25 protein-coding genes are annotated in these 21,911 nt (G+C 61.7%); 11 read left to right on the top strand and 14 right to left on the bottom strand.

The features are described from left to right. Positions 1-1,185, bottom strand: a complete 1,185-nt coding sequence (locus ADU59_RS22645) for a benzoate/H(+) symporter BenE family transporter (protein ID WP_068956967.1) — start codon at positions 1,183-1,185, stop codon at positions 1-3. A 202-nt stretch (positions 1,186-1,387) separates the two neighbouring features. On the opposite strand from ADU59_RS22645, the gene ADU59_RS22650 reads away from it, so the two are divergent. The 3 genes from ADU59_RS22650 (at position 1,388) to ADU59_RS22660 (ending at position 4,548) form a co-directional block, all read left to right on the top strand. After that, positions 1,388-2,335, top strand: a complete 948-nt coding sequence (locus ADU59_RS22650; RefSeq protein ID WP_068956801.1) for a helix-turn-helix domain-containing protein — start codon at positions 1,388-1,390, stop codon at positions 2,333-2,335. Between the two features lie 179 nt (positions 2,336-2,514). Further along, the gene (gene adh, locus ADU59_RS22655; RefSeq protein ID WP_068956803.1) at positions 2,515-4,023 is read left to right on the top strand and encodes an aldehyde dehydrogenase; all 1,509 of its coding nucleotides are present in this window, start codon (positions 2,515-2,517) and stop codon (positions 4,021-4,023) included. Between the two features lie 138 nt (positions 4,024-4,161). Further along, positions 4,162-4,548 carry a DUF779 domain-containing protein gene (locus ADU59_RS22660; protein WP_068956805.1) on the top strand — a complete coding sequence of 129 codons (387 nt, stop codon included), beginning with the start codon at positions 4,162-4,164 and terminating at the stop codon, positions 4,546-4,548. A 27-nt stretch (positions 4,549-4,575) separates the two neighbouring features. On the opposite strand, the gene ADU59_RS22665 is transcribed toward ADU59_RS22660, so the two are convergent. From ADU59_RS22665 to lgt, 6 genes are all read right to left on the bottom strand, one after another. Beyond that, on the bottom strand, positions 4,576-5,508 hold the full coding sequence (locus ADU59_RS22665) for a ribose-phosphate pyrophosphokinase (protein ID WP_068956807.1): 933 nt from the start codon (positions 5,506-5,508) through the stop codon (positions 4,576-4,578). 191 nt (positions 5,509-5,699) lie between these two features. Beyond that, positions 5,700-6,599 carry a hypothetical protein gene (locus ADU59_RS22670; protein WP_068956809.1) on the bottom strand — a complete coding sequence of 300 codons (900 nt, stop codon included), beginning with the start codon at positions 6,597-6,599 and terminating at the stop codon, positions 5,700-5,702. Positions 6,600-6,685: 86 nt separating this feature from the next. Continuing rightward, positions 6,686-7,837: a M24 family metallopeptidase gene (locus tag ADU59_RS22675; RefSeq protein ID WP_068956811.1), complete on the bottom strand. Its 1,152-nt coding sequence runs from the start codon at positions 7,835-7,837 to the stop codon at positions 6,686-6,688. A gap of 1 nt (position 7,838) precedes the next feature. Next, on the bottom strand, positions 7,839-8,633 hold the full coding sequence (gene pgeF / locus ADU59_RS22680) for a peptidoglycan editing factor PgeF (RefSeq protein ID WP_068956813.1): 795 nt from the start codon (positions 8,631-8,633) through the stop codon (positions 7,839-7,841). A 157-nt stretch (positions 8,634-8,790) separates the two neighbouring features. Beyond that, positions 8,791-9,885, bottom strand: a complete 1,095-nt coding sequence (locus ADU59_RS22685) for a class I SAM-dependent methyltransferase (protein WP_068956815.1) — start codon at positions 9,883-9,885, stop codon at positions 8,791-8,793. 10 nt (positions 9,886-9,895) lie between these two features. Further along, positions 9,896-10,741, bottom strand: a complete 846-nt coding sequence (gene lgt / locus ADU59_RS22690; protein WP_068956817.1) for a prolipoprotein diacylglyceryl transferase — start codon at positions 10,739-10,741, stop codon at positions 9,896-9,898. A 189-nt stretch (positions 10,742-10,930) separates the two neighbouring features. Here lgt and ADU59_RS22695 point away from each other — a divergent pair, with 189 nt between their 5' ends. The 5 genes from ADU59_RS22695 to ADU59_RS22715 all read left to right on the top strand — a co-directional run bounded on the left by ADU59_RS22695 (position 10,931) and on the right by ADU59_RS22715 (position 13,875). Then, positions 10,931-11,191, top strand: coding sequence for an accessory factor UbiK family protein (locus ADU59_RS22695; RefSeq protein ID WP_068956819.1), 261 nt, complete (start codon positions 10,931-10,933; stop codon positions 11,189-11,191). A gap of 436 nt (positions 11,192-11,627) precedes the next feature. Next, positions 11,628-12,128 carry a type III secretion system chaperone family protein gene (locus ADU59_RS22700; RefSeq protein ID WP_068956821.1) on the top strand — a complete coding sequence of 167 codons (501 nt, stop codon included), beginning with the start codon at positions 11,628-11,630 and terminating at the stop codon, positions 12,126-12,128. After that, positions 12,125-12,949, top strand: a complete 825-nt coding sequence (gene proC / locus ADU59_RS22705; protein WP_425332046.1) for a pyrroline-5-carboxylate reductase — start codon at positions 12,125-12,127, stop codon at positions 12,947-12,949. The genes ADU59_RS22700 and proC overlap by 4 nt, the downstream gene beginning before the upstream one ends. A 15-nt stretch (positions 12,950-12,964) precedes the next feature. Then, positions 12,965-13,306 (top strand): tRNA-binding protein, encoded by a 342-nt coding sequence (locus ADU59_RS22710; RefSeq protein WP_068956825.1) that lies wholly within the window; start codon positions 12,965-12,967, stop codon positions 13,304-13,306. An 11-nt stretch (positions 13,307-13,317) separates the two neighbouring features. Beyond that, positions 13,318-13,875, top strand: a complete 558-nt coding sequence (locus tag ADU59_RS22715) for a dual specificity protein phosphatase family protein (protein WP_068956827.1) — start codon at positions 13,318-13,320, stop codon at positions 13,873-13,875. On the opposite strand, the gene ADU59_RS22720 is transcribed toward ADU59_RS22715, so the two are convergent. The 3 genes from ADU59_RS22720 to ADU59_RS22730 are packed head-to-tail and all read right to left on the bottom strand — an operon-like array spanning position 13,876 to position 16,475. Then, a complete protein-coding gene (locus ADU59_RS22720; RefSeq protein ID WP_068956829.1) occupies positions 13,876-15,255 on the bottom strand; it encodes an ATP-binding protein in 1,380 nt (459 codons plus the stop codon). A gap of 23 nt (positions 15,256-15,278) precedes the next feature. Beyond that, positions 15,279-15,980 carry a response regulator gene (locus tag ADU59_RS22725; RefSeq protein ID WP_068956831.1) on the bottom strand — a complete coding sequence of 234 codons (702 nt, stop codon included), beginning with the start codon at positions 15,978-15,980 and terminating at the stop codon, positions 15,279-15,281. A 45-nt stretch (positions 15,981-16,025) separates the two neighbouring features. Further along, entirely contained in the window at positions 16,026-16,475 is a 450-nt protein-coding gene (locus tag ADU59_RS22730; RefSeq protein WP_099050911.1) for a MarR family transcriptional regulator, read from the bottom strand. 308 nt (positions 16,476-16,783) lie between these two features. Between ADU59_RS22730 and ADU59_RS22735 the strand changes: the two genes are divergently transcribed. Further along, the gene (locus ADU59_RS22735) at positions 16,784-17,674 is read left to right on the top strand and encodes a branched-chain amino acid aminotransferase (protein WP_068956835.1); all 891 of its coding nucleotides are present in this window, start codon (positions 16,784-16,786) and stop codon (positions 17,672-17,674) included. Positions 17,675-17,785: 111 nt separating this feature from the next. Here ADU59_RS22735 and ADU59_RS22740 read toward each other — a convergent pair whose 3' ends face one another. Beyond that, complete coding sequence (locus ADU59_RS22740) at positions 17,786-18,055, bottom strand: hypothetical protein (RefSeq protein ID WP_068956837.1); 270 nt, start codon at positions 18,053-18,055, stop codon at positions 17,786-17,788. 319 nt (positions 18,056-18,374) lie between these two features. Between ADU59_RS22740 and ADU59_RS30925 the strand changes: the two genes are divergently transcribed. Then, positions 18,375-18,539: a hypothetical protein gene (locus tag ADU59_RS30925; protein ID WP_099050909.1), complete on the top strand. Its 165-nt coding sequence runs from the start codon at positions 18,375-18,377 to the stop codon at positions 18,537-18,539. Positions 18,540-18,655: 116 nt separating this feature from the next. After that, on the top strand, positions 18,656-19,297 hold the full coding sequence (locus ADU59_RS22745) for an MBL fold metallo-hydrolase (protein ID WP_068956839.1): 642 nt from the start codon (positions 18,656-18,658) through the stop codon (positions 19,295-19,297). 101 nt (positions 19,298-19,398) lie between these two features. On the opposite strand, the gene ADU59_RS22750 is transcribed toward ADU59_RS22745, so the two are convergent. The 3 genes from ADU59_RS22750 to ADU59_RS22760 form a co-directional block, all read right to left on the bottom strand. Next, positions 19,399-19,836 carry a BA14K family protein gene (locus ADU59_RS22750; protein WP_068956841.1) on the bottom strand — a complete coding sequence of 146 codons (438 nt, stop codon included), beginning with the start codon at positions 19,834-19,836 and terminating at the stop codon, positions 19,399-19,401. Between the two features lie 146 nt (positions 19,837-19,982). Then, entirely contained in the window at positions 19,983-20,198 is a 216-nt protein-coding gene (locus ADU59_RS22755) for a cold-shock protein (protein WP_037098666.1), read from the bottom strand. A gap of 549 nt (positions 20,199-20,747) precedes the next feature. Further along, a complete protein-coding gene (locus ADU59_RS22760) occupies positions 20,748-21,905 on the bottom strand; it encodes a PQQ-dependent sugar dehydrogenase (protein ID WP_068956843.1) in 1,158 nt (385 codons plus the stop codon). Between the last annotated feature and the right edge of the window lie 6 nt (positions 21,906-21,911).

The raw sequence follows: 21,911 nt of genomic DNA on the forward strand, positions 1-21,911 counted from the left end.
TCAGCGCCGGCGTAACGGGGTGAAGCGGGCGAGCGCGAGCATCAGCCCGCCCGCCATCAGCCCCCAGAAGGCACCCGAAATCCCCGCGAAGCTGACGCCGGATGCCGTCACCAGAAACGTGACGGCGGCCGCTTCCCGGCTGTCCGCTTCCTTGAATGCCGCCATGGCCGAGCCGGAAAAGGCGCCGATCAGGGCAAGACCCGCGACCGCCTGGATCAGGACCGGCGGGGCAAGGCTGACAAAGGCCGTGACGGCCGCGGCCAGGAGGCCGAAGATGATGTAACCGACACCGGCGACGATCACCGCCCAGTAGCGCCGGGATGGGTCCCGATGTGCGTCCTCGCCTGCGCACATCGCCGCCGTGATCGCCGCCAGATTGACGGCATGACCGCCAAAGGGCGCGCTCAGGACGGAGAAGACACCTGTCATGGCAAAGAGCGGGCCGGGTTTCGGCTCGTAGCCGTTGACCTTCAGCACGGCGATGCCCGGAATGTTCTGCGAGGCCATGGTGACGATGAACAGCGGCAGCGCGATGCTGACCAGACCTGCGATCGTGAAATTCGGGTGCACCCATTCGACATGCGGAACGAGCGTTGCTGAGATCCGCGCCATGGCATCGGCAGGCATATCGACGCCGAAGGTTAGCACCAGAGCGAAGGCGAGAAGGGCAGCGGGCACCGCAAACAGCCGGTTGATGCTGCCGACGATCACCCAGGCAAGCACGATGGGCAGCCCGAACAGCGGATTGAAGCCGACCGCTTTCACCGGTGCGAAGCAGAGCCCGATCAGCACGCCCGCCAGCATGGCGTTTGCCAGCGGTGCCGGTATGGCTGCAACGGCGCGGCCGAGCGGTTTCCACAGTCCGGCAAGAATGATCAAGACGCCGCAGATGAGAAAGCCGCCGACGGCCGTGTTGAAGCCGCCTTCCACCGCGCCGGAGCTTGCCAGCAGCGCCGCGCCCGGCGTCGACCAGGCAATGCTGACCGGCAGCCGGGTGGCGATGCTCAGCACGATCGCGCACAGCCCCGTCGCCACCGATAGCACCATCAGGCCGGATGCCGCCTGCGCTTCCGTGGCTCCGACACCGGTCAGCCCGTGCAGCACGATGGCAAACGAGCTTGCGAACCCGACGAAAGCGGTAAGCAGGCCCATGAAAAGGCTCTGGAGGGAGAATTCGCGAAGCATTGTGCGGGAAACCATGAGAGCTTGGGGAACGATTGCAGCAAATCTGCCCTATCACATCGCCACATTCGTGCAATACCATGCCACAGGCGCTGCCGGTAAAATGCGGTTTTGCCGCTTTTGTCTTTGACCTTTGTTCAACTGGACGTTTCACTGCGAATACACCTATAGTGCGATCAGCGTCAGCCCTCAGGGAGGAGAGCCGATGAAGCATTCGGATCACGTTCATGCCGTCGCACAGCACATGTCGGCGGCAGCCAGCTCGCTGGTGGCGGCCTCATGGCGACGGTGCCTGACGGTACACGGCCTGTCGCCGGAGGAAGGCCGTTCGCCACTCAGGCTATCGCAACAGGAATTCCGCGCGGCGCGGGAAAAGTCGGGCTATCTGATCGAGGAAGCGCAAGGCGAACTCGACCGGCTGTTTTTGACGGTCGGCAAGGCCGGTTGCTGCCTGCTGCTGACCGACGAGAACGGCGTCGCGCTGGAACGCCGTGGCGCGTCGGGTGACGACAGGGATTTTCGCGAGCTGGGCCTCTGGTCCGGCACCGTCTGGAGCGAGGCGAGTGTCGGCACCAACGGCATCGGCACGGCGATCGCCGACGAGCGCGCCGTCGTTATCCAGCGTGATCAGCATTTTCTCAGCTGCAACACGGGGCTCTCCTGTGCCACCGCGCCGATCCGCGATCATCTCGGCAGGGTCGCCGCGGCGATCGATATCTCGACCTGCCGGGACGATGCCGGCGAGATGGCGGTGCTGCTGTTGTCGCAGGCGGTGCGCGATGCGGCCGCCCGGATCGAGGCCAATCTGTTCCGCCGCGCTTTCAGCGGCGCGCGCATCCTTCTGGTGCAGGCCGATGGCAAAAGCAGCCCGGCGTTGCTCGCCATCGACCGTGACGATCTCGTGCTTGGCGCCACTCGCGCCGCGCGTCTCCAGCTCAATCTCGATGACCGGCGGATCGCCGGCGGCGTTCCCGCCGCCGACCTGCTGCACGAGGGACCGGCCGGGCAGGGCGAAGACCTTCTCGACGCCGAACGCGCGGCCCTTCGCCGCGTGCTTTCGCGCAGCAACGGCAATGTTTCGCTGGCTGCCGATACCCTGGGGATCAGCCGGGCGACGCTCTATCGCAAGATGAAGAAGCTCTCGGTCAATTGAACGGCACAGCGCCCGGCACTGGTGTTGCCGCGTTGCAGCACGGTTAACGCGCTGCGCCTGTCGCACATTTGAAACACTTCCTGTCCGCAGCGCATGCCGCGCCTCTACCGGCCTGCGCCATTCAAGCGCACCTTTCCTACCAGCAGATTGTTGGAGTCTGTTTCAGGAGGAGAAAACACATGCTGCATCAAAAGATCGTAGAGAACCCGTTCAGGCAGAAATACGGCAACTACATCGGCGGCGACTGGCGCGAGCCGATCAGCGGCCGCTATTTCGACAACACCACCTCGGTGACCGGCGGCGTGCTGTGCCAGATTGCCCGGTCCGAAGCCGCCGATGTCGAACTGGCGCTGGATGCTGCCCATGCCGCCAAGGACAAATGGGGCCGCACCCCGGCCACCGAGCGCGCCAACATCCTGATGAAGATCGCGCAGCGCATGGAGGACAATATCGAGCTTCTGGCGAAGGCCGAGACCTGGGACAATGGCAAGCCGCTGCGCGAGACCATGGCGGCCGACATGCCGCTCGCCATCGATCACTTCCGCTATTTCGCCTCTTGCGTCCGCGCCCAGGAAGGTTCGATCGGCGAGATCGATCACGACACGGTCGCCTATCATTTCCACGAACCGCTCGGCGTCGTCGCCCAGATCATTCCGTGGAATTTCCCGATCCTGATGGCTGCCTGGAAGCTGGCGCCAGCCCTGGCCGCCGGCAATTGCGTCGTCCTCAAGCCGGCCGAGCAGACACCGGCCTCGATCCTCGTCTGGATCGAACTCGTCGGCGATCTCCTGCCGCCGGGCGTGCTCAACATCGTCAACGGTTTCGGTCTGGAGGCCGGCAAGCCGCTCGCCACCAACCCGCGCATCAACAAGGTGGCGTTTACCGGCGAAACCTCGACCGGCCGGCTGATCATGCAATATGCCAGCCAGAACCTCATTCCGGTGACGCTGGAACTGGGCGGCAAATCGCCGAACATCTTCTTCGAAGACGTCATGCGCGAGGACGACGACTATCTCGACAAGGCGCTGGAAGGTTTTACCATGTTCGCGCTCAACCAGGGCGAGGTCTGCACATGCCCGAGCCGCGCGCTGGTGCATGAAAAGATCTACGATCACTTCATGGAAAAAGCGCTGAAGCGCGTCGCCGCCATCAAGCAGGGCAACCCGCTCGACATGTCGACGATGATCGGTGCCCAGGCCTCCAGCGAACAGCTGGAAAAGATCATGTCCTACATGGACATCGGCAAGCAGGAAGGCGCCGAAGTGCTGATCGGTGGCGAGCGCAACAACCTCGAAGGCGAACTGTCCGGTGGCTTCTACGTCAAGCCGACGGTGTTCAAGGGCCATAACAGGATGCGGATCTTCCAGGAGGAAATCTTCGGCCCGGTCGTTTCCGTTACCACCTTCAAGACCGATGCCGAAGCGCTGGAAATCGCCAACGACACGCTCTATGGCCTTGGTGCGGGCGTCTGGAGCCGCGATGCCAACCGCTGCTACAATTTCGGCCGCAATATCCAGGCCGGACGTGTCTGGACCAATTGCTACCATGCCTATCCGGCTGGCGCTGCCTTTGGCGGCTACAAGCAGTCCGGCATCGGCCGCGAGACCCACAAGATGATGCTCGATCACTACCAGCAGACCAAGAACATGCTGGTGAGCTACAGCCCCAAGGCGCTGGGTTTCTTTTGATATTACTCTTCCTTCTCCCCGCGCTCCCCGCGCGCGGGGAGAAGGTGCCCGAAGGGCGGATGAGGGGCCGCTCGAGCTTGCCTCTCACCCTAACCCTCTCCCCGCAGGCGGGGAGAGAGGACTATTTCGGAGAAAACAATGACCGACACCATCGACGGCGAACCGCGCGTGCTGGCCACCGACGCAGCGCTCGCCTTCATCAAGGAGATCCAGCAGGATCATCCCGATGTGCTGTTCCACCAGTCCGGCGGCTGCTGCGACGGCTCGTCGCCGATGTGCTATCCGGCGGACGACTACATCGTCGGCGACAACGATATCAAGCTGGGAGAGATTGGCGGCGTGCCGGTCTATATCAGTGCCAGCCAGTTCGCGGTCTGGAAACACACGCAGCTGATCATCGATGTCGTGCCGGGCAGGGGCGGCATGTTTTCGCTCGACAACGGCCGCGAACGCCGGTTCCTCACCCGCTCCCGGCTTTTCGCTGGCGGTGAGGCTTGCGCCATTCCGGTTGTCAAACACGTGTGAATGTCGTCGTGCCCGTCGATGGGCGCATCAATCGAACAGGCTGGAAACCGATTCTTCCTGGCTGGTGCGGTTGATGGCTTCGCCGATCAGGCTGGCGGTCGAGATGACGCGGATGTTGTGGGCCGATTGCACCGCCGTCGTCGGCTGGATCGAGTCGGTGATCACCAGTTCCTTCAGCTTCGACGAGGTGACGCGGGCAACAGCACCGCCGGAGAGAACACCGTGGGTGATATAGGCGGTGACGCTGGTCGCGCCGTTTTTCAGCAGCGCCTCGGCGGCGTTGCAGAGCGTGCCGCCTGAATCGACGATATCGTCGATCAGCAGACAGTCCTTGCCGGTGACGTCACCGATGACGTTCATGACTTCGGACTCGCCGGCGCGTTCGCGGCGCTTGTCGACGATCGCCAGCTGGCAGTCGAGGCGCTTGGCCAGCGCGCGGGCGCGCACCACGCCGCCGACGTCGGGCGAGACGACCATGACGTTCTTCAGATCGTAGTTTTCCTTGACGTCGCGCGACAGGATCGGCACGGCGTAGAGGTTGTCGGTCGGGATGTCGAAGAAGCCCTGGATCTGGCCGGCATGCAGGTCGAGCGTCAAAACGCGGTCGGCACCGGCCTCGGTGATGAGGTTGGCGACCAGCTTGGCCGAGATCGGCGTGCGCGGACCGGGTTTGCGGTCCTGGCGGGCATAGCCGAAATAGGGGATGACCGCGGTGATGCGGCGGGCTGACGACCGGCGCATGGCGTCGATCATGATCAGCAGTTCCATCAGGTGGTCATTGGTCGGAAACGATGTCGACTGGACGAGGAAGACGTCCTCGCCGCGCACGTTCTCCTGAATTTCCACGAAGATTTCCTGGTCGGCAAACCGTCTGACGGTTGCTTTGCCCAGGGGCAGGTTGAGATAATTGCAGATCGCTTCGGCCAGGAGCCGGTTCGAGTTGCCTGCGAAAACCTTCATCGATGGTCCGCCTGTGCTGGCGCGGATCGTCTCCGCGCAATTCCGTAAGCCAGCCGGGGTCTCGATCGTCCCAAGCTTATGCGCGCTTCATAACGCCCTTGACTTTGAATGCAAGAGGATTGCCGTGTTGCAACGCGGTTTATCCTAAAAAGTTTTCAGATAACGTGGCGAAGAGATGACAGCGGCGGTGTTCAGCCGGCATTATTTTCGCGCCAGCTGAGATATTCGGCGATCGTCTTGGTGGCGATCGTCTGCATCGTCTGCGGCGGGACGACGGACCAGAGATCGGCGGCGGTGGCATTCACCGTGTCCTGTCCCTGGATGCGATGCAGCCGGTTGCCGCTGCCGTCGAGCACGTCCCAGACATAGACGATCGTCGTCTTGCCGCCATCGTTCAATGCCGAGAAATAGCCCTTCAGGATGTGCTGGCTGCTGGTGTCGGACGCAGCCTTGATGACGAGGCCGTGGGAGCGGGCTTCGTTGCCGAGCTGTTTCGACAGCGGCGTCACGGCCTGCACCGGTGCGCCGATGATCGGCAGGAAGCGGATCGTACCTGCCGTACCCGTGGGTGCGATAGCCGCAGCTTTTTGCGGTTGCTGGATTTGCGGGGTCTCTTCGGCGGCGCGCAGGGGGGCTGAGGATTGTTGCCGTTCGGTGGATGCGGCCTCGTCGATCGAGCCCGTGTCGTCCGGTGCTGCAATCGCAGTCCTGTGTGTGGCCTGCTGTTCCTGCGCCGGGATCTGGCCCTGCTGCAGGCGTCCTGCCTGCGCATCCAGCGATCCGGCCGGATCGGTGTAATCGGTATCGCCCTGCGCCATCAGCGTGCCGCTCGGGCCTTCGGAAAAACCGTCCTGTTCCGGCGCTGCGAGCTGCGTGCTTTGCACCGGTGCGCTCGTCTGCGGGGTGAAACGGCCGGTCCTCTGCGGCATGGGCTGTTGCGACATGGCATTGAGGTCGGCCTGGTTGACCGGCGGCGAGTTGAACGTGCCGCCGCCGACATCGACCTGCGGCGTCAGGTCGTCCATGCTGTTGCAGCCCGTAAGAGCGAGGGCAATTCCAAGGCTTGCAAGAAGCGTGATCGGTTTGCGCATTGTTCTACCGTCCGGTTTCTCGGTGACGGATGGATTGAAGGCCCCCACCTTTCTCCGTCGTTCCACCAGACGTTAGATCAATTTTCCTAAGCAGTTATGAAGTCCAGTCCGTAGCGCGACAGCGCCGTGGGTGCGCCTTCCGTTGTCAGGTAGGTCTGGCCCAGCGTCATGGCGGTGCCGCTGTCGCTGTCCATGATGATCATGTGGACGAACAGCGACATATTCGGCTCGATCTCCTGTGGATTGCCGACGTGGAACATCTGGTGCTCCATCCAGGAGGGTGAGAAGCGGGCGCCGAGCGAATAGCCGCAGGCGTTCAGCCGGTGACGCGTCAGGCCGCGCTCGTCCATGATTCTGGAGTGCACTTCAAAGACGGTCCCGAAGGTGTTGCCGGGGCGAAGAACCATTTCGATCGCCTGGATGGTGTCGCGGCAAGCGCTGTAGAGTTCGCGGTGGCGGTTGGTCGGCTCGCCGATGACGACGGTGCGCATCATCGCCGCGTGATAGTGGGCGCTGACGCCAGCCCATTCCAGCGTCAGCTGATCCTGTGCGTCGAGCGTCCGGCGGCCGGCCTTGTAGCGGCAGAGCAGCGCGTCGGCGCCCGAGCCGATGATGTATTCGTTGGCCGGGTAATCGCCACCGCCGGCAAAGACGGCGCCCTGCATCGCGGCCAGAATGGCGGCCTCGCTGCCGCCGGCATGAATGAGCGGAATGGCGGCATCCAGCGCGTCGTCGGCAAGACTTGCGGCCTTCTCGACATGGATGATTTCGGCCGGGCTCTTGATCAGGCGCAGGCGGCTGACCAGCAGCGAGGCATCGACCAGCTCGCCGAAGCTCGTCAGTTGGTGATCGAGCAGCCGGGCGATGCGGCCGGTCATGCCGTGGGTGTCGTATTCGATGCCGATACGCGTGCCGAGCAGGTCGAGATCGCTGAGCAGGTTCTTCAGGTCCATCGTCGGATCGGCGTTGACCCGGTCGACCCAGACCTCGACACGCTCGATGTTGGACGTGTGCTTGGCCTGTCGCAGATCGGCCGAGCGGGTGAGCAGCACCATCGAGCCGTCGGCCTTCACTACCAGCGTCTGGAAGAAGCAGTAGCCGAAGGTGTCGTAGCCGGTCAGCCAGTACATGCTCTCCTGTGCAAACAGCAGCATGGCGGCCAGCTTTTCTTCCTTCATCTTGGCGGTCAGCCGTTCCAGCCGCGCCGAAAATTCATCCTGCGTGAAATGCAGTGCCATGTCATCTCTCCCGAATGGATATTGCAGAGATTTGCCGGCCATAATCCGGTTCGCTGCGATGGGTCGTGCGGCGGTAGGAGAAGAAGCGCTCCTCGTCCGCATAGGTGCAGAGATCGAGATTCTCCGCGGTGATGCCGGCATCGGTGAGCCGTTTGGTCGTCAGTCCCGGCAGATCGAACATGGCGTGGCCGTCGCGCGGCGAGGGGGAGAAGAAAGCTGCATAGCCTGGGTCCTTTTCGAGGAACCGCTCGACGAATTCCGCGCCGACCTCGTAGTTTCTCCGGCTGATCGAGGGGCCGAGGCAGGCGGCGATCCGCTCGCGGCGGGCGCCAAGCGATAGCATCGCCTCGATGGTGCTTTCGAGCACGCCGGTGAGCGCGCCCTTCCAGCCGGCATGGGCTGCGCCGATCACGCCGGCTTCGGCGTCGGCAAAGAGAACGGGGCCGCAATCGGCCGACAGAACGCCGATGACGAGACCCGGCGTTGCCGTCACCAGCGCATCGGCTTCGGTTCTGGTGCCGTCATAGCTGTCGTCGACGATGATCGCGTCCGGCGAATGGACCTGATGCACCGTTGCCAGCTTCCGCAGTTCTGCGCCAAACCAGGCGCTGACCCGGGCACGGTTCTCCTCGACACGATGGCGTTCGTCATGGGATCCAAGGCCGACATTGAGGCCCCGGTAGATCCCATCCGAAACGCCGCCTTCGCGGGTGAAATAGCCGTGCTTTATGGCCGTTCCCGCCCGTTCGGACAGGAGCGGGCTTTGCACAGGCGAGGGCAAGGCATCATCCTTCATCGGTGGTTTGCCCTTTCGTTATGTTACGCGATGCGGTGGGTTTTCCGGGGTTGCCGTTTTGCCGGCCCGGGTGATTTGGCCGGATGTTGGCCTTCGGGGCGGCTGCTGTCAATCCACCGGAACGACAGCTGGCGTCGTCACCGGCGCTTGCGACCGGTTACTTCTGGAAGGGCACAAGGGCGACGCTCGGGCTGCTGACGACCAGCACCTTGAACAATTCGCCCATCTTTCCTTCGCCGGCTCCGGCCAGCCGTTCCGCGTCTGCCCGGATGTTGTCCTGGGTCTCTACACTCTTGTCGCGCCCCAGTGCAGCCGCGCGTTCGGCAAGGCCAAGAGCAATGAGAAAATCGCCCTGATAGGTCAGGCCGTTGATCTGCAGTCCCTCCGCCACCGCCCGCCGGGCCAGCTGTTCGAAATCGACATGGCTGGTGATGTCGGCCTGGCCCGGATGGGCCAGCGGGTGGTCGAACCGGTGGGCATACACCGCCTGCAGCGTGTCGCCGAGGCCCGTGGCCATATGGCCGTAGTCGATGATCACGGCGGTGCCGCCGCCGGTGCGGATGCGCTCGCTAAGCGCTGCCATGACGGCGTCACGGGCAGGGGCCGTCTCGAAGGCCGTGCCGAGCGGAGCCGTCTGGGCGGCAGGCGGCAGGAGGTCCGGATCGATGCCGGCGACGCCGGCTGCAAAGGTCAGCTCGCCGTCGGCATCAAGGCCGACAAGGCGCTCCTTGAACCCCATCGCGGTCTTGACGAACTGGCGGATGGGGATGGCATCGAAAAGCTCGTTGGCGGCCAGCAGCAGGAAGCCGTCCGGCAGCGTGTCGAAGCTGTCGTGCCAGGAAATCTTGAATTTGTGGGCAACCAGCGTCTGCTGTTGCACTTTCTGCAGCCGCTCGCTGGTCTCGACCAGATGCACGGTCGCGGCTTCATAAAGGGCAGGCGAGAGCTTGGCGACGACGCGCAGGATGTCCGCCATCATCGTGCCGCGGCCCGGGCCGATCTCGGCGATGTTGACCGGGCTCGGTTCGCCATGCCGCTGCCAGGCCTGGACGAGGAAAATGCCGATCATCTCGCCGAAAAGCTGGCTGATTTCCGGCGCCGTGATGAAATCGCCGGACTGGCCGAACGGCTCGCGGGTCTTGTAGTAGCCGTGCTCGGGATCGGCCAGGCACAGGGAAAAATAGTCGGTCACGCTGATCGGGCCGTGGGCCAGGATCAGCGCCTTGATCTTTTCTGCAAGCGGGGTCGTCATGAAGGCCCCTTCATGCCGTTGCGATATTGGCGCGGCGGGCCCGCAGGATGGCCCAGAGGCCGAGGAAAACCATCGGCAGGGACAGCAGCATGCCCATCGTCAGCCAGCCGCCGAAGAGATAGCCGAGCTGCGCGTCCGGCTCGCGGAAGAATTCCACGAAGATGCGGGCGAGACCATAGCCGGTAACGAAGACGCCGCAGACGAGGCCGGGGATTTTCAGGGCATGGCGGCGATAGATGAGGATGGCGAGAACGGCCAGAAGCACGAGACCTTCGAGGGCTGCCTCATAAAGCTGGCTCGGATGGCGCGCGAACGGTCCGCCGGTCGGAAAGATGACCGCCCAGGGCATGGACGACAGCCGGCCCCAGAGTTCGCCGTTGATGAAATTGGCGATCCGCCCGAAGAACAGGCCGATCGGCACCACGGCCGAGACGATGTCGAACAGGCTCCAGACGGCGATCTTGTTGCGGCGGGCAAACAGGATCATGGCGATCATGGTGCCGATCAGCCCGCCATGGAACGACATGCCGCCATTCCAGATTTCCAGCGCCCGGATCGGGTTCTGGAGCACGCTGCCCAGATCGTAGAAGAGGATATAGCCGATGCGGCCGCCGCCGACGATGCCGGCTGCGACCCAGAGAAGGAAATCGTCAAGTTGCGCCTCGGTCGCGGCCGGTGTTCCATTGCGCCAGAGGGATGCGTTGCGGACCAGCCTGCGGGCATATTGCCAGCCAAGCAGGATGCCGGCCACGTAGGCGAGGCCATACCAGTGGATCTGCAGAGGGCCGATGGAAATCAGCACCGGATCGATTTCCGGAAAGGGCATGATCGAGAAGAGTGTGGCGATTGTTTCCAAGGTCTTGCTTCATTCCGGTCTGTTGTTTGCCGGAACATGGGGCTCCGGCAAGATGGGGTCAAGGCGGGTTCCTTACAGGAAAGGCTGACATCACCGGTATTTTTCCTTGCATCGGCCCGCATGTCCTCCTACCTCCTCTTCAAGCCCGCATAGTGGGCAAAGGACGAGAGCGATCGGAGACCCAAGACGATGAGCACAGGCGCAAACCGCATTCTGGATGATTTCGCCAAGTTGATGACGGACGCGGCGGGTGCCGCCCAGGGCGTCCGCAAGGAAATGGAAACCGTCTTTCGCGCGCAGGGTGAACGGCTCCTGAATTCCATGGATATCGTCAAGCGCGAGGAATTCGAGGCCGTCCGGGAAATGGCGCTCAAGGCGCGCGAGGAAAACGACGCGCTTCTCGCCCGTATCGCCGCCCTTGAGGCGCGCCTGTCAGAAACGGGCAAGTGACGATTCCCGAAGCGGCGGTGCAGATTGTGTCGCCGCTTTCGATACGCCTGCCGCGCATCCGTCCCGGAGTGGCACAGGACGACGGTTTTCCAGCTCTGTCTGAGACGCGTTTTTCATAAATTTTTTACCCTGTGGACACTGCCGAAAAATGCTTACGGCAGAGTCGTTTAAGAACCGGGGCTGAATCAATTTAAGAGAGCCTATCCACAACCGCCGGGGCTATTTTTGATGCGGGGGGCTTTCATGCGGACTCCGGCATTATACACTGATTTTAAATGATGATTCGAAACGGATCACGCAAGCTCCAGGCAGGGTACATAAGCCAGGATGGTCGTGCTTCCGGTAATCATAAGTGTTCGTTTCTGGTGTTTGAGTTTGCAGCCCTCGTGTGTGAACGCGATGTCGCATGTCTGCGCCAGGACTTTTGGGGTGACGCATGAGCCTGATGGAACTGGAACTTGAGCGCCAAACGAACCCGGTCGATATGATCGAGTTTGTCGCAGCCAATAACGACTGGTGCTTCGAGCGCTCAGGCGAAGACGAAATCGCCATGACGGTCGAGGGCAAGTGGACAGACTATCACGTCTCCTTCTCCTGGATGGAAGAGTTCGAGGCGCTGCATCTTGCCTGCGCCTTCGACATCAAGGTTCCCGAAAGCCGCGTCAACGAAGTGATCCGGCTGCTCTCCCATATCAATGGCCAGGTGCTGATGGGCCATTTCGATCTGTGGCGCCAGGAAGACGTGGTGATCTTCCGCCAGTCGCTGCTGCTCGCCGGCGGTGCCGAGCCGACCAACCAGCAGGTCGAAGTGCTGCTCTCCAGCGCGCTCGAAGCCTGTGAATCCTATTTCCAGGCCTTCCAGTTTGTCGTCTGGTCCGGTGTCGATGCGCAAAGCGCCGTCGAGGCCGTGATGTTCGAAACCGTCGGAGAGGCATGACGATGACTGTGCGTGCGGCTGGTCCGATCGTTCTCGTCGGTGCAGGCAATATGGGCGGCGCGATGCTTGCCGGCTGGCTGAAAAGCGGCATTGCCGGTGCCGATCTGCTGGTCGTCGATCCCGGTCCGCCGCCTGCCATGGCCAAGCTGATTGCCGACAATGGTGCCCGCCACGAAACGGCGGCGCCCGCTGGCGTGAAGGCCGGTGTTCTTTTCCTTGCGGTCAAGCCGCAGATGATGGGGGCGGTGCTGCCGCCGCTCAAAGGGCTCGTCGGTCCTGAAACGGTGGTGGTCTCGGTTGCCGCCGGCACGACGCTCGGTTTCATGCAGTCGCATCTCGGCGACGCCGCCATGGTGCGCGCCATGCCGAACACACCGGCCATGATCGGCCGCGGCGTCACCGGTGCCTTTGCCAATGGCGCGGTGTCGGCGGCGCAGCGTGATCTTGTTCATAACCTTTTGAAGGTCAGCGGCCCGGTCGAATGGGTCGAAACCGAAGCCGATATCGATGCGGTCACGGCCGTGTCTGGCAGCGGCCCGGCCTATGTCTTTTATCTCGTCGAGTGCATGGCGGAGGCTGGCCGCAAGGCCGGTCTTCAGGCGGACCTTGCCATGCGGCTTGCACGGGAAACCGTCGCGGGGGCTGGTGAACTTTTGCACCAGTCCCCCGACGATGCCTCCAGGCTCCGTCAGAATGTGACGTCTCCGGGCGGCACGACGGCCGCCGCCCTTTCCATCCTCATGGCCGATGACGGCATGCAGCCCTTGTTCGACAAGGCAATTGCCGCAGCCCGCAAGCGGGCGGAAGAACTGGCCGGTTAATTCGGGATTCCGTTCATGACAGAGACCATCGCCTACGCCGATTTCGAGCGTGTCGATATTCGTACAGGCACGATCATCGAGGCTTCTCCCTTTCCTGAAGCGCGCAAGCCGGCGATCAAGATCGTTATCGATTTCGGCCCCGAGATCGGTGTCAAAAAATCCTCGGCGCAGATCACCGCGCATTATACGCCGGAAAGCCTGATCGGCCGCCAGGTGCTCGGTGTCGTCAATTTTCCGCCGCGCCAGATCGGGCCGTTCCGCTCGGAGGTCCTGACGCTGGGCTTCGAGGACGAGGCCGGCGGCATCGTTCTCGCCGCCGTCGACAAGCCGGTGCCGAACGGCAAGCGGCTGTTGTAAGGAGAGTGACGATGGATATCAGCGCTGTTCGCGAATTCGTCCGCGTCACCTGCCTGCGCGATGCGGCCATGATCGCCGGAGACTGGTCGGCCTCGCATGTCGTCTCGCTGCTCGATCCGGAGCTGGCAGACGAGCATGTTCCGCGCATATCTGGAGCCAAGCATCATGTCGTGCGGTTGCGGGACCAGGAAAATGCGCAGGCAACCAGCCATTTTCCCGAAGCGATAACCGCGTTTTTCGATGCCGTGCTTCCAGCCGTCGAGCAGCAGGACAGCCGCATCCTCGTGCATTGTCACGCGGGTGTGAGCCGTTCCACCGCGTTTGCCTACGGCATCATCGCCCACCGTTTCGGCTCGGGGCGCGAGGATGAGGCTTTCGATGCATTGCTGTCGATCGTCAACAAGCCATGGCCCAACCGTCGCATCATCGAGATTTTCGATGCCCACTGGCAAAGGGAAGGGCGCCTTCTGGCGCCGCTCGACGTCATGCGGGCAAAGCACCCGAAGCGCATCGACGCCTGGCACCGGTTCAATGCGCGGCGCGGGATGGTCGGCACGTATTCGCGTTGATCAGGCCGGCACCCGCACCATCGCCCGTAACCCGCCCAACGGACTGTCCGACAGCGTAACATTGCCGCCGTGGCTGCGGGCGATGTCGCGGGCGATCGCCAGGCCGAGGCCGGTACCCGAGCTGTCGAGGTTGCGAGCCTCGTCGAGCCGGAAGAACGGTTTGAAGACATCCTCGCGCGAGCGTTCCGGAATGCCGGGGCCGTTGTCATCCACGGTGATCGTCAGCCATTTCGAGCCGTGCCGCGCGTCGATGTGAACAGTGTCGGCGTAACGATAGGCGTTGGAGGCCAGATTGGCGACCAACCGGGTGAAGGCATTGGGCCGCACGCGGACATTGTCGTCGCCTTCCACCGAGGTGGTAACGGTCTTGTCCTGGAGTTCGGCCTCCAGCGTCAGCCTGTTCATCAGGTCGTTGAGCTTCAATTGCCCGACATCTTCCTCCGCCTCGCCGCGCGCGAAGGCGAGATAGCCCTCGAGCATGCTCTGCATATCCTCGACATCCTGATTGAGATTGTCGAGATCGGCACTGTCGCCGGCCAGCGCCAGTTGCAGCTTGAAGCGGGTGAGGATGGTGCGTAGATCGTGGCTGACGCCGGTCAGCATCGCCGTGCGCTGCTCGATCTGGCGTTCAATGCGCTCGCGCATCTGGATGAAGGCAAGGCCGGCGCGGCGGACCTCGTCGGCGCCGCGCGGCGAGAAATCGTCGATCTTCTGCCCCTTGCCGAAACTTTCGGCCGCCTTGGCGAGCGTCAGGATCGGCCGGATCTGGCCGCGCAGGAACAGGATGGCGATGGTCAAAAGCACCAGCGAGGCGCCGACCATCCAGACGATGAAGATATGGGTGTTGGAGGCATAGGCCTGGCTGCGGCGCGCATAGACGCGCAGGATGCGCTGGTCGTCGAGCTTGATGCGGACTTCGACTAGATCGGAATTGCCGACCGTATCGATCCAGAACGGCTTGCGGATCTGGTCGGATATCTCGCCGCTGAGGATCTGATCGAGAATCTCGAAGAAGGGTTTGGGGCGTGGTGCCGGCAGCTCGCCATCCGGCTCGATCGAGATGCTGAGGTTCAACCGCTCTCGGGCAATGCGAACGATGTCGGAATAGTCGTCGGCCGGCATGGCGTCGATCAGGTCGATGACCGCGGCGATATCGCCGGTGACGGCTGCCGACAGCCTCTGTGTGACCAGCTGCCAGTGCCGCTCCATGAAGACGAAGGCGACGACGGACTGCAACAGCACCATCGGGATGATGACGATCAGCAGCGAGCGGGCATAAAGCCCCATCGGCAGCTGGCGGCGCAGCCAGCGCATCGTGCGTTTCCAGGGCGTGTCGGCTGTTTGCGCCCGGTAGCGCCGCAGGAGGTCAAGATTCGCCATGGCTGCCCAACCGGATCATAGGATTAGTCCACGCTCAGCCGGTAGCCGATGCCGCGCACGGTTTGCAGCCAGACGGGGTTCGACGGATCGTCTTCGATCTTGCGGCGCAGGCGGTTGATCTGGACGTCGATGGTTCTTTCGCCGACCTCGGCTTCGTCGCTCACCAGTTCATGGCGCGGAATGGTTTCGCCGGCGCGCTGCGAGAACAGCATCATGATTTCCTGCTCGCGATCGGTCAGGCGGATATGATCGGCGCCGCGCCGCAGTTCCTTGCGGACCACGGAGAAGGTGAAGGGGCCGAAAATGACCTGTTCCACCTTGGGTGCCTTTGCCGGCGCATTGCGCCTGAGAATATTGTTGATGCGCAGCACCAGTTCGCGCGGGTCGAAGGGTTTGGGCAGATAGTCGTCGGCGCCGGCTTCCAGGCCCTCGATGCGGGCATTCGATTCGGCCAGCGCCGTCAGCATGATCACCGGCACGGTCTTGATCTTGCGCAGGCTCTGGGTGAGAGAAATGCCGGTCTCTCCCGGCATCATCACGTCGACGATCAACAGGTCGTAGTCTATGCCTTCAAGCTTGCGGCGCGCTTCGTCGGCATCCGCGGCGGTGGTCACCCGGAACCCTTTTTCCATCAGATAGCGGTTCAGAAGATCGCGGATACGGCGGTCGTCATCCACGACCAGCAGGTGGGCGGCATCGTCGTCGATCCTCATCGTCTTTATCATCGGTCCCCTGTCATCTTGCACAGTCCGACCGCACAGGCCGGGATTTCAATTGTCATCGGCATTCTTCATGCCGGCCAGGAAGCGTTTGACCAGTTCCCGTGCGCCGGGACCGGTCTTGGCCAAGGCGTCGGCGATGCGCCGCGATTGTGGCTCGGCCAAGGCTCTTGCCAGAATCTTGCCTTCCTTCGTTGTATAGAGCTTGCGCTGGCGGCGATCTTCCGGTCCGGCAATCTGGTGAATATACCCTGAATCGATGAGTTGTTTCAGGACACGGGCAAGGCTCTGCTTGGTGATCCGCAGCGTCTCGAGCAGGTCGGCAACGGTCATGCCGGGCTCGCGGTCGACAAAATGCAGCACGCGATGATGCGCCCGCCCGAATCCGCGCTTTTCGAGAATCACATCCGGATCGGAGGTGAAGTCGCGATAGGCAAAGAAGAACAGCTCGATGATCTCAAAATCGACTGATTCCGCGGTGTCTGTCCCGGCCGCGGACATGTCTTTTTCGGCTTTCTGGTTCGGCTGTCCTGCCACGCAGTCGTTTCCTTTCAATTGCAGTGCGTTCTACGAAACATTTGAAAAAATATGTCAGCTATATTGACATATTTTTTCGCCATTGGTAACTGTCTGGCCTCAGAAGGGCGAACACCCGACGCTGGTCCTGTCGTTGAAGATAGGCCGTGCCGCTCTGATCGCCAATCCAAAATCACCATAACGGATTTCCCTGGCTCACGTTTGCCGATAAAATGGAAACAGGGAAGACAATCAACACAAAGAATGGCGTGTAGGCGCCCAGGGATGAGACGATGGCAGCAGTTCCTTTTGATCAGTTGGACGGTCAGATCTGGTTCAACGGTGAGTTTGTCGACTGGAAGGACGCGAAGGTTCACGTGCTGACCCACGGCCTGCACTATGCCAGCGCGGTCTTTGAAGGCGAGCGGGCCTATGGCGGCCGCGTTTTCAAGCTGACGGAGCACAATCAGCGCCTGCACAAGTCGGCCGAAATTCTCGGCTTCACCGTCCCGTATTCCGTCGCGGAACTGGATGCCGCGACGATCGAACTTCTGAAGCGGCAGGGCTTTTCCGAGGCCTATGTCCGTCCGATCGCCTGGCGCGGTTCGGAATCGATGGGCGTTTCCGCTCAGAACAACCGCATCAATGTATCCATCGCCATCTGGCAGTGGGGCAGCTATTTCAATCCGGCTGAGAAGCTCAAGGGCATCCGTCTCGACATCGCCGAATATCGCCGCCCCGATCCGAAGACCGCGCCCTGCGCCTCCAAGGCCGCCGGCCTCTACATGATCTGCACGATTTCCAAGCATGCGGCGGAAGCCAAGGGTTATGCGGATGCGATGATGCTCGATTATCGCGGTCAGGTTGCCGAGGCGACCGGCGCCAACATCTTCTTCGTCAAGGATGGCGTCATCCACACGCCGGTGCCGGACTGCTTCCTCAACGGTATCACCCGCCAGACGGTCATCGAGCTTGCCAAGCGCCGCGGATACCAGGTGATCGAGCGGGCGATCATGCCGGAAGAGCTTGCGGATTTCTCCGAATGCTTCCTCACCGGCTCGGCCGCGGAAGTCACGCCGGTCTCCGAGATCGGCCCCTATACGTTCAAGCCGGCGACGATTTCCGAGACGCTGATGAACGACTACATGAAGGAAGTCTATCCGGTGGCTGCCGCTGCGGAATAACCGGCGGTTCGATCCGAATTGAGAAAAGGCGGCCAACTCATTGGGCCGCCTTTTCATTTGATAGATGGTCGTGCCAGCTGGCGTGGACCGGTTAGGGAACGCGCGGGGTTTTCAGGCTTTGTTGCCGCCCAAAACCAGGCCTGCAAGCCCGGTCAGGACGCCGCCGCCCACGAGCCCGCCAATGGCTTGGGTGATGAGCCCGGCCGCCGCGGCTTCGCCACCCAGCATCTGAACGAGAAATCCGCCGCCCAGGCCGCCGATCGCACCGACGATCGTGCGCACGACGACACTGACTGCCTGCTGCTTGAGAACTGCTCCAGTCGCGTTGCCGCCAGCAGCGCCGGCGATCAATTGCGTAATGATAGGCAATAATGCTTCCATTGTTCTCTCCCCGTTTCGCCACCTGCATCCGGCTCCCCAGACTCACGTGGCACGCCGTCGATCCGGCATGCACAGGTTGAGGTGAAAATCCGCACGAGTCAATTTCGCAACTGCGAAATGAGCACAGTTAAATCAATCGTCTTCAGGTGGAGAGGAAAGTCACGCGTTTTCATTGTCCTGTGCTGCGCTGACCGCCGTGCCCGGTGTTCCAGATGGAACCGCGGATACCGGGAAAATGGAAAATATTGGACCTGTTCCGCACGCCCGGAACAATTGTGTCATTTCGGTGTTTAGAGGCCAATAAGGGAGGATTACTCAAATGCTACAGGACATTTCCGCGCAACCGTATTCGCCGGCCCGCCAGTTGCGGCCGGTCGTCGTCACCGTCATCGTCGCCGAGCTCGCGGTTTTCGCTCTCTTGATGACCACGATCAATTTCCAGACACCTCTGCCGGCCCCGGTCGAAATCGCCGAAGTCCGTTAGAAGCCTTCGATCGATTACGATTGCTTGCGTTGCCCGTTTTCATTGCGGCGCGTCCGTCCTATATGCTGTCCTGTGATTGAGACAGCGAGCGATCGAGACAGCGAGGCACAGGCGGCATGTTACAGGCGGGCATTATCCCGGTTACCCATTTCCAGCAGAATTGCACGGTGTTGTTCGATACCGAAACCAAGGAGGGCGTGATCGTCGATCCGGGCGGGGATGTCGATATCATTCTGCAGACGATCAAGGAAAACGGCATCACGCTGAAGGCGATCTGGCTGACCCATGGCCATATCGATCACGCCGGCGGGGCCAAGGAACTCAAGGAAGCCCTGAACCTCGATATCATCGGGCCGCACAAGGACGACCTGCCGCTGCTGGAAAGACTGGAAGCGCAGGCGGAGAAATTCGGGCTGGCGATGAAGGTCGAGAACGTGCTGCCGGACCGCTGGCTGGAGGAGGGCGATACGGTGTCCTTCGGCGATCATGTCTTCGAAGTCCTGCATTGCCCCGGGCATGCGCCCGGCCATGTCGTCTATTTCAATCGCACTCAGGGTTTCGCCCATGTCGGCGACGTTCTGTTTCGCGGCTCCATCGGCCGCACCGACCTTCCCGGTGGCAACCATCAGCAGCTTCTCGATTCGATCCGCGACAAGATCCTGCCGCTCGGCGATACCGTCGGCTTTATCTGCGGCCATGGCCCGGGCGGCCAGATCGGCGAGGAGCGCCGCACCAATCCCTACCTGCGCGGTTTGTAGAGGCGTCTCCGGCCGCAGTCATGCTGTGCCGTGTGTTGGGACAGCAAAAAAGGCACGTACCGATGGGCACGTGCCTTTTTCAATGCATGTTACTGGCTGTCTCAGCCGGCGGTGCAGAAATAGTCCCGGCCGTCATAGCCGCGGAAGGTGCCGGACTGCGCGTCAAACGAGCGATAGCGCTGCGAGCAATAACGGTACCAGCCAGGGCTCCAGGGCTCCAGTCCGCCGTAGTTTTGAACCACGACAGGGCGGGGACGATAGACCGGGCGGGGCTCGTAATATTCGGGTTCCGGATCGACATAGACCCGTTCCTGGTAACGCGGCCGGTTGGCAATGGCGCCGCCGATGATCACGCCGGTGGCAAGACCGAGTGCGCCAAGCGCAAGGCCATCGTTGTTGTGACGATAATGCCGGTCGTAGCCGCCATGGCGATAATAGTTGCGGCGGCCCCAGTCGTCGGCCTGCGCGGGGGTGATTGCCGGGATGACAGTTGCCGCGGTGGCAAGAGCAAGAACAGCAGCTTTGATAACCTTGTTCATTGTTTCGATCCTGTGATGGGCCGGACCATTTCCGTCCTTCATGATGAAAACAAACTAATATGGCAAAACTGAATGCAGCCTGAATGAAAAAACCCGGCAACGAGGCCGGGCTTCAACGTGAATCTGTTTGCAGGGGGCTGGGTGGCTTAGCCAGAGACCTGCAGGTTGACCGCCTTCGGGCCCTTGCCGCGGCGATCCGGTTCCGTGTCGAAGCTGACCTTCTGATTTTCGGATAGTCCGTTCAGGCCCGAAGCCTGTACGGCGGAGATATGCACGAAGATATCGGCGCCACCATTGTCCGGCTTGATAAAACCAAAGCCCTTATCGGTGTTGAAGAATTTAACAATGCCAGTCTCGGCCATGCGTCAGGTCCTTTTTCCTCTGCCCGGATGCGGCGGGCAGCATTACAATGTTTGCCCCAGGGGCGTGCGGCAGGCAGTTCTCGACTATGAGGAAAGGGTCCTGTAATTGCAGCCAGCCATCGAAAAACTCTGTCTTTGCCCGACTGCCCGGAACATTTTGCGTGTCCGGCGCGCGTTATTTAAAGGTCTTCCCGTGTTCGCAAATTGCCCGAACACAGTAAGCTTGCTGTGTTTATTTTAAATTGGCAAGCAAAAGTTTTTTGAAACAAGTGTGCCATTTTGGTTTGTTTAAAAAGCGATCAACTGCCGAAAAATATGATTTTTCAGCTGATATATTGTAACATATTGAAAATATTTCTCATTTTTAAATTTTGCATGTTTTTTAGGCCATTTGCGACAGGATCTGTCGCAGAACGCCATGGCGCTCCAAACCAACGTCACCGCGTTTTCAAATATTAACCGTTTGATAAAACTTGCCGCTTCGCCGCTCGGTGCGGCTGTTACTCCGCCTGCGCCCGAAGGGAAACAAGGGCTTGGCTTGCGGGGTGCTCAGCTTTTCTGGGGGGCGGCGGAAACCCGCAGCAGCGTTGCGTCGTCTCCGTCCGTCAGCAGCAGGACCGATCCGTCTGGTGCCACCTTGACGTCGCGGATGCGTCCGAACTCGCCTTCGAACAGCCGCTCCTCGGAAACGATCGCGCCGCTGTCGTCGCGCTCCAGCCGTGCCAGCAATTGATACTTCAACGCCGCGACCAGCAGGTTGCCTTCCCATTCCGGGAACATCGCGCCGTGATAGACATCGATGGCGCCGGGGGCGATCGACGGATCCCAGTAATAGAGCGGCTGCTCGTAGCCGTCGGCGGCCTGGCCGATGCCGATCTCAAGACCGGAATAATCCTTGCCATAGGTAATGACCGGCCAGCCGTAATTCTTGCCCGGCTCCGGCGTGTTGATCTCGTCGCCGCCGCGGGCGCCGTGTTCGACGGTCAAAAGCTGGCCATTGGTGGTGTCGATGACAATGCCCTGCGGGTTGCGGTGCCCCTTCGACCAGACCTCGGCCAGCCCGGCCTTGCCGTCCCGATAGGGGTTGTCCGCAGGGATGCTGCCATCCGGGTTGATATGCAGAATGGCGCCCGCATGGTCGCGCATGTCCTGCGCACGGTCCCGTTCGCCACGATCGCCGATGCCGAAGAACAGGCTGCCATCGGCGGCGATGGCGATCCGCGATCCGAAATGCTGGCCCTTGCCGGTGAACCTGTTCATCCGGAAAAGCTCTTTCACGTCCGTCAGGCTCTTTCCGTCCTCGGCCAGCACGCCGCGCGCGATCGCCGTTCCATAACCGTTGCCGTCCGCAGCCGCCATCGACAGGAACAGCGTCCGGTTGGTGCTGAAGCCGGGATCGAGCGCCACGTCGAGAAGTCCGCCCTGTCCCTGGCGGGCGGCGGCGGGAACGCCGGTGATCGGTGCCGACGCTTTGCCGTCACGAATGATGCGAAGGGAGCCGCCAAGCTCGGTGACGATGAAGGCGCCGTCGGGCAGCACTTCGACCGACCAGGGATTGTCGAGGCCGGAGGCGATGGTCTCAACCTGCACGGCTGCCTTCCTGGTCGGGAATTGCATGGGTTCCTGGGCGAGGGCCAGGGAAGGGGCGGCGAGAAGGGCGGCCGTCAAGGCGGTCCGTTTCAGCAGGTATTCAAATGTCGCCTTCATCCCATC

It is taken from the genome of Pararhizobium polonicum, from assembly GCF_001687365.1.
Lineage (GTDB): Bacteria > Pseudomonadota > Alphaproteobacteria > Rhizobiales > Rhizobiaceae > Pararhizobium > Pararhizobium polonicum.